Genomic DNA, 7,791 nt, shown 5'->3' with positions numbered 1-7,791 from the left:
CTCGCGTCGGGCCCGCCCGGCGAACTGTCCCTCGTGATACGCGGCGCGGAACTCCGGGTGCGGTGTGCGGGGGACGGCGGTGAGCGGGCGGACGACGCGCGCGGGTTCGTCCGGTTCCTCGCGGAGCTGGCCGGTGGCGCCCGGGTCGGGGACGTCGACCTGCTGCCGCGGGACGCGGCGCGGCGGGTCGTGTCGGGGTGGAACGACACCGCGCGGCCGGTGCCCCCGCGCACGCTTCCCGAGCTGGTCGAGGCGCGGGTCGCGCGGGCGCCGGACGCGGTCGCGGTGGTGTCGGAGGGGAGTGCGCTGACGTACGCGGAGCTGGACGCGCGCGCGAACCGGCTGGCGCACGAGCTGATCGCGCGGGGCGCCGGGCCGGAACGCCGGGTCGGGGTGGCGCTGGAGCGGTCGGCGGAGCTGGTGGTGACGCTGCTGGCGATCGTGAAGGCGGGCGCCGCCTACGTGCCGATGGACCCGTCCGCGCCGCCGGACCGGACGGCGCTGCTGCTGCGCGGCTCGTCCCCGGTCGTGGTCGTGGCGACCGGCGGCACGGCGGCGGCCGTCGCGGGCGCGACCTGCTGGTGCTGGACGATCCCGGGGTGCGGGCCGCGCTGGCCGACCGCCCCGCGGCCGCCCCCACGGACGCCGACCGGCTCGTGCCGCTGCGTCCCGCGCACCCCGCCTACGTGATCTACACGTCCGGGTCGACCGGCACGCCGAAGGGCGTCGAGGTCTCGCACGCCTCGATCGCGAACCGGCTGGCGTGGCTGCAGGGCGTGCACGGGCTGACGCCCGCCGACCGGGTGATGCAGAAGACGCCGATGAGTTTCGACGTGTCGGTGCCGGAGTTCTTCGGGACGCTGCTGGCGGGCGCCCGGCTGGTCGTCGCGCGGCCCGGCGGCCACCGCGACCCGGCCTACATCGCCGGGCTGATCGAGCGGGAGGCCGTCACGGTCGTCCATTTCGTTCCGCCGATGCTGCGGGCGTTCCTGCTGGACGAGCGGGTCGCCGGCCGGTGCCGGAGCCTGCGGCGGGTGCTGGCCAGCGGGGAGGCGCTGCCCCCGGACCTGGTGGAGCGGTTCCACCGGCTGCTGCCGCTGCCGCTGCTCAACCTCTACGGGCCGACGGAGGCGGCCGTGGAGGTGACGGCGTGGACGTGCGCCCCGGGCGTCCGCGCGGACGCCGTGCCGATCGGCCGTCCGGTCTGGAACACCCGCGTGTACGTGCTGGACGAGTTCCTGCGCCCGGTGCCTCCGGGCGTGCCCGGCGAGCTGTACCTGGCGGGCGTGCAGCTCGCGCGCGGTTACGCCGGACGGTCCGCGCTGACGGCGGAACGCTTCGTGGCGTGCCCGTTCGCGGGGCCGGACGGTCCCGGCGGGCGGATGTACCGGACGGGCGACCGCGCCAGGTGGACCGCGGACGGCGCCGTGCTCTACGAGGGACGCAACGACGACCAGGTGAAGATCCGGGGGTTCCGGATCGAGCCGGGCGAGGTCGAGGCCGCGCTGGCGGACCACGCCGGGGTCCGGGACGCGGTGGTGCTGGCGCGGGAGGACCGGCCGGGAGTGCGGCGGCTCGTCGGGTACGCGGTGCCCGCGCGGACGGCGCGGACGGCCCGTCCGGCGTGACCGAGGCGGACCTGCTGGAGCACGCGGCGGGGCGGCTGCCGGAGTACATGGTGCCGAGCGCGGTGGTGCTCCTGGACGCGCTGCCGGTGACGGCGAACGGGAAGCTGGACCGGGCGCGCTGCCCGCGCCCGGCGACACCGTCCCGGTGCGGGGGCGCGCGCCGGCCACCCCGGCGGAGGCCGCCTCTGCGGCGTGTTCGCGGACGTGCTGGACCGGCCCGGGGTCGGCGCGGACGACGCGTTCGTCGCGCTGGGCGGCGACTCGATCATGGCGATGCGGGTGGTGACGGGGGCGCGGCGGCGCGCGGGCGTCCCGATCACGCTGGCGCAGGTCTTCGAGCACGGCACCCCGGCCCGGTTGGCGGCCGCCGCCGCGACCGCGCCGGGCGACGGCGAGCCGCCGGGGACGAGCCGTCGCTCGCGCCCCTCACCGGCGCCGAGCTCGCGGAACTCGGCCCGGACGTCGTCGACGCGTGGCCGCTGTCGCCGCTGCAGCAGGGCCTGCTGTTCCACGCCGGCTACGACGAACGGGCCCGCGACGTCTACCTGGTGCAGACCGTCCTCGACCTGGAGGGGCCCCTCGACGTCGCGGCTGCTGCGCACCGTCCTGGGAGGCGCTGCTGCACCGGCATCCCGGCCTGCGCGCCGGGTTTCCGGCCGCACCCCGGGACGGGCCGCGCCGTGCAGGCGGTCGAGCGGCGCGTGCCGGCGCCGTTCCGGGAGGCGGACCTGACGGGACGGGGCGCCGGGGCGGCGGCCGCGGCGGACCGGCTCGCCGCCGCCGACCTCGCGGAACGCTTCGACCTCACGGTGCCGCCGCTCGGCCGGATGCTGCTGGCGCGGCTCGGCGCGGACCGGTACCGGCTGATCCTGACCCTGCACCACATCGTCGTGGACGGCTGGTCGGTGCCGGTGCTGCTGCGGGAGCTGTCGGCGATCTACGCGGCCCGCGGGGACGCGGCGGCGCTGCCCCCGGCGCGCCCGTTCAGCGACCATCTGGCCTGGCTGGACCGGCAGGACCGCGACGCGGCGCGGACGGCCTGGCGGCGCGCGCTGGACGGGACGACCGGGCCGACCCTGGCCGCCCCCGCGGACGCGGACGCGTCGGACGTCCCGCCCGAACACGCGACCGCGGTGCTGGACCCGTCGCGGGCGGACGCGCTGCGCACGCTCACCCGGCGGCACGGGCTCACCCTGAACACGGTGCTCCTCGGGGCGTGGGCGGTGCTGCTCGGATCGCTCACCGGCCGCCGCGACGTCGTGTTCGGCACCACGGTCGCGGGCCGCCCGCCGGAGCTGCCCGGCGTCGAGGACATGGTCGGGCTGTTCATGAACACCGTCCCGGTGCGCGCCCGCCTCGACCCCGCGCGGCCCGCCGCCGCGCTGCTCGCCGACCTCGCGGAGCAGCGGTCCGGGCTGATCGCGCACCAGCATCTGGGGCTGGCCGACATCCGGCGGGCGGCGGGACCGGGCGCCGTGTTCGACACGATCGTGGTGTCGCAGGACTACCCGGACGCCGCCGCCGGACCGGGCGGGCTGCCGGTCACCGGGCAGGTGACGGAGAACTCGGCCGCGCACTACCCGCTCGGCCTCGCCCTCCTTCCCGGCGACCGGCCCGCCCTGCGGCTGGAGTACCGGCCCGACCTGTTCGACGCGGCGACCGCCGAGGCCCTCGTCGGCCGGCTGCTGCGGATCCTGGACGGCTTCGCCGCCGACGCCGGGCGCCCCCTCGCGGCGCTCGACGTCCTCACCCCGGCCGAACGCCGGGCCGTCCTGACCGAATGGAACCGCGGCGGGGCGGCCGGGGACGCCGAGGTGTACGTGCTGGACGACTTCCTGCGGCCCGTCCCGCCCGGCGTGACCGGCGAACTGTACGTCGCGGCCGACGGCCCGGCGGCGGCGGACCTGGTCGTCGCCTGCCCGTTCACCGGCGGGCGGATGCGGCGCACCGGCGACCGGGCGTACTGGACGACCGGCGGCGAACTCGTCCGCGTGGAGGGCCGGACATCGGCCACCGGACCGTCCGAACCGGACAACGCGACCGCGGGCCGCGCCCCGGCGACCCACGCCGAAGAGGTGCTGTGCGGGCTGTTCGCCGAGGTCCTCGCCGTCGAACGGGTCGGCGCCGACGACTCGTTCTTCGCGCTCGGCGGCGACTCGCTGCTCGCCATGTGGCTGATCGCGCGGATCCGTGCGGTGCTGGACGCCGAGATCGCCATCCGCGACCTGTTCGCCGCACCGACCGTCGCGGGCGTGGCCCGGCTGCTGGCCGGTGAACGCGCCCCCGCCGAACTGGCGCCGCTCACGGCCCGCCCCCGCCCGGACGTCGTCCCGCTGTCGTCCGCGCAGCGGCGCATGTGGTTCCTGAACCGGCTGGAGGAGTCCGGCGCGGGCGCCGGCTACGTCGTCCCGGTCGCGCTGCGGCTGACCGGCGAGGTGGACGTCCCGGCGCTGGAGGCGGCGCTCGGCGACGTCGCCGACCGGCACGAGAGCCTGCGCACCCGATTCCCCGACCACGACGGCGGAGCCCGCCAGGAGATCCTGCACGGCGCGGCCGGACGGCCCCGCCTGACCGTCGCCGCCGTCGCCCCGGACGGTCGCTCGACGCCGTCGCCGCCGAGGTCGCGCGCCGCTTCGACCTCGCCCGCGAACTGCCCTGGCGGGCGCGCCTGCTGACGGCGGCGCCGGACGAGTCGGTGCTCGTCGTCACCACGCACCACGTCGCGATGGACGCCTGGTCCCTGGACGTCCTCGCCCGGGACCTGCGGACCGCGTACGCCGCCCGGACGGCGGGCCGCGCCCCGGACCTGCCGCCGCCGCCCGTCCAGTACGCCGACTACGCCCTGTGGCAGCGCGAGGCCCTCGGCGACCCGGACGACGCCGACGGCGTGATCGCCGCCCAGCTCCGGTACTGGCGCGACGCGCTCGCGGGCGCGCCGGAGGAACTGGCGCTCCCCGCCGACCGGCCGCGCCGCACCCGGTCGTCCTTCCGCGGCGGACTGGTGCCGCTGACCGTGGAACCGGACGTCCACGCCGCGCTCGCCGAGGTGGCGCGCCGTGGCGGCGGCACGATGTTCATGGTGGCGCAGGCCGCCCTCGCGGTGCTGCTGTCGCGGACGGGCGCGGGCACCGACGTCCCGCTCGGCACCCCGATCGCGGGCCGCTCCGACACCGCCCTCGCCGGCGTCATCGGCTTCTTCCTCAACACGCTGGTGCTGCGGACGGACGTGGGCGGCGACCCGACGTTCGCCGAACTGCTCGCCCGCGTCCGCGAAGCGGACCTGGCGGCGTACGCGCACCAGGACGTCCCGTTCGAGCGCCTCGTCGAGGAGCTGAATCCGGCGCGGTCGCTGTCGCGGCATCCGCTCTTCCAGGTGATGCTCACCCTCGACAACGCCCCGGCGGCGAACTGGGAGCTGCCGGGCCTGCACGTACGTCCGCTGCCCGCCGTGCCGCTGCCCGCCAAGTTCGACCTCGCCGTCACGCTCGCCGAACGCCGGGACGGCTCCGGCGCGCCCGCCGGGCTCACCGGCGGCATCGAGTACGCGGCCGACCTGTTCGACGAGTCGACGGTGCGGGCGTTGTCGGATCGTCTGGTGCGGGTGCTGGAGCAGGTCGCGGCCGATCCGGACGTGCGGGTGGGCGATGTCGATGTGCTGTCGGAGGACGAGCGTCGGTTGGTCGTCGACGGGTGGAACGACACGTCCCGTCCGGTGCCGTCGGATGCGTCGTTGGTCGAGCTGTTCGAGGGGCAGGCGGCGCGGACGCCGGATGCGGTCGCGGTGGTGGCCGAGGGCGTTTCGTGGGCGTATGCGGAGTTGAACGCGCGGGCGAACGGTGTGGCCCGCGGGCTGGCGGGTCGGGGTGTGGGCCGTGAGTCGCTGGTCGGTGTGCGGATGCGGCGGTCGGCGGAGCTGGTCGCGACGCTGCTGGGGGTGTTGAAGGCGGGGGCCGCCTACGTCCCGTTGGACACGAGCCATCCGGAGGAGCGGCTGGCGTCGATCGCGGCCGAGGCCGGGGTGTCGGTCGTCCTGACGGACGACGACGTGTTCGAGCCCGTCGAGCGGAACCCCGAGGTAACGACCTCGCCCGGGAACCTCGCGTACGTCATGTACACGTCGGGGTCGTCCGGGGTTCCGAAGGGTGTGGCGGTCACGCACGGGAGTGTGGCGGCGTTCGTCCTTGACACGGCCTGGCGGGACGATGTCCTGGAGAGCGTCCTCGTGCAGGCGAACCATGCGTTCGATGCGTCGACGTACGAGATCTGGGCGCCGCTGCTCCACGGTGGACGGCTGGTGGTCGCGCCCGCGGGCAAGGGTTGGAGGCCTCGGTGTGGGGCGGGTTGATCGCCGAGCATCGCATCACCAACGTGCACGCGACCGCGGGCCTGTTCCGGGTGCTGGCCGAGCAGTCGCCGGAGATCTTCGCGGGTGTCCGCGAGGTGTCGACCGGCGGCGACGTGGTGTCGTCCAGTGCCGTCCGCACGCTGCTGGAAACCCATCCCGACCTGGTCGTCCGTTCGACGTACGGGCCGACCGAGACGACCGCGTTCACGACGCACGTCCCGTTCGTCTCCGGCGACGAGGTACCGGCGTCGGTGCCGATCGGCGTCCCCATGGACAACTGCCGGACGTTCGTGCTGGACGAGTTCCTGCGTCCCGTCCCGCCGGGCGTGGTGGGCGAGCTGTTCATCGCGGGTGCCGGGCTGGCGCGGGGGTACGCGGGGCGTGCCGCCCTGACGGCGGAGCGGTTCGTGGCGTGCCCGTTCGGCGGCGGCCGGATGTACCGGACGGGCGACCTGGCGCGGTGGACGTCGAACGGGCGGCTGGAGTTCGAGGGACGCGCCGACGAGCAGGTGAAGATCCGCGGCTTCCGGATCGAACCGGCAGAGATCGAGGTGGTGCTCGCCGCGCACGAGGGCGTGACCCAGGTCGCCGTGATCGCCCGCGAGGACCGGCCGGGCGCGAAGCGCCTGGTCGCCTACGTCGTCGGCGACGCCGACGAGACGGCGCTCCGGGAGTTCGCGGCCGCCAAGCTGCCCGACCACATGGTCCCGGCCGCGTTCGTGTCCCTCGCCGCGATCCCCGTCACGGTGAACGGGAAGCTCGACCGGGCCGCGCTGCCCGCGCCCGACTTCGCGGGCGCCGCCTCCGGCCGTCCGCCCGCGTCCCCGGACGAGGAGCTGCTGTGCGGGCTGTTCGCGGAGGTGCTCGGCCTGGAGCGGGTCGGGGCGGACGACTCGTTCTTCGCGCTCGGCGGCGACTCGATCATGTCGATGCTGGTGGTGTCGCGGGCGCGCCGGGCGGGCCTGGCCGTCTCCGTGCGCCAGGTGTTCGAGCACCGGACGCCCGCCGCGCTCGCGCGCGCGGCGGTGCCCGTCCGTCCGGACCGGGCGGACGCGGCCGAGGAAGCGGGCAGCGGCGTCGTCCCGCTGACCCCGGTGATGCTGGAGCTGGTCGAGCGGTCCGGCCCGGCCGCGCGGGCGGGCCAGTCGATGTGGGTCGGGGTTCCGGCCGGGCTGGTCGAAGAGCGGCTGGTGGCGGCGGTGCAGGCCGTCCTCGACCGGCACGACATGCTGCGCGCCAGGCTCTCGGCGGACTCTGCCGACGGGGCCCGGCACCTGGTCGTGCCGCCTGCGGGCTCGGACGAGGCGATGACGGCCCGGGCCTGCGTCCGCCGGGTGGACGCGACGGACCCGGACGAATCGGCGCTCGGTGACCTCGCCGAACGCGAGGCCGAACGCCTGGACCCGCAGGCCGGTGTGATGGTGCGGGCGGTGTGGTTCGACGCCGGTCCAGAGGTTCCCGGCCGGTTGTTGCTGGTGGTGCACCATCTGGTGGTCGACGGTGTGTCGTGGCGGGTGCTGTTGCCGGATCTGGCGGCGGCTTACGCCGATCCGGGCGGTTTGGAGCCGGTGGGGACGTCGTTCCGCCGCTGGGCGCGGGAGCTGTCCGTGCAGGCGGTCGGCGATGCCCGCGCGGCGGAGTTGCCGGAGTGGACGCGGATCCTCGACGGCCCCGACCCGGAGCCCGTGGAACCGGACGCGCAAGGCGGCGAACCCCGCGAGGTCGGCTTGACCGTGCCGGACGAGGTCGCGTCGGTGCTGCTGCGGCGGGTTCCGGCGGCGTTCCACGCCGGGGTGGACGAGGTGCTGCTGGCTGGGC

5 protein-coding genes and 1 pseudogene are annotated in these 7,791 nt (G+C 76.3%); all 6 read left to right on the top strand.

Translation table 11 applies throughout. The features are described 5' to 3' along the window. Nucleotides 1–690 (top strand): AMP-binding protein (locus BJF79_RS51550; protein WP_158079309.1); only part of this gene is annotated, 690 nt, incomplete at its 5' end. Next, nucleotides 600–1,628 carry an amino acid adenylation domain-containing protein gene (locus BJF79_RS27500; protein WP_262402663.1) on the top strand — a complete coding sequence of 343 codons (1,029 nt, stop codon included), beginning with the start codon at nucleotides 600–602 and terminating at the stop codon, nucleotides 1,626–1,628. The genes BJF79_RS51550 and BJF79_RS27500, both read left to right, overlap by 91 nt. A 192-nt stretch (nucleotides 1,629–1,820) precedes the next feature. Then, a pseudogene (locus BJF79_RS67355) lies at nucleotides 1,821–1,937 on the top strand (phosphopantetheine-binding protein); the annotation flags it as partial. Nucleotides 1,938–2,107: 170 nt separating this feature from the next. Next, nucleotides 2,108–4,303, top strand: a complete 2,196-nt coding sequence (locus BJF79_RS61875) for a condensation domain-containing protein (RefSeq protein WP_410050146.1) — start codon at nucleotides 2,108–2,110, stop codon at nucleotides 4,301–4,303. Continuing rightward, the gene (locus tag BJF79_RS27490) at nucleotides 4,279–5,973 is read left to right on the top strand and encodes a non-ribosomal peptide synthetase (RefSeq protein WP_262402664.1); all 1,695 of its coding nucleotides are present in this window, start codon (nucleotides 4,279–4,281) and stop codon (nucleotides 5,971–5,973) included. Before BJF79_RS61875 ends, BJF79_RS27490 begins: the two co-directional genes overlap by 25 nt. Further along, the coding region (locus tag BJF79_RS27485; RefSeq protein WP_143220205.1) for an AMP-binding protein at nucleotides 5,958–7,791 on the top strand (1,834 nt) is incomplete at its 3' end. The genes BJF79_RS27490 and BJF79_RS27485, both read left to right, overlap by 16 nt.

Origin of the sequence: Actinomadura sp. CNU-125 (assembly GCF_001942465.1) — a bacterium.
In the GTDB taxonomy this organism is placed as follows: domain Bacteria; phylum Actinomycetota; class Actinomycetes; order Streptosporangiales; family Streptosporangiaceae; genus Spirillospora.
This window is presented reverse-complemented; position numbering and strand designations above follow the sequence as displayed.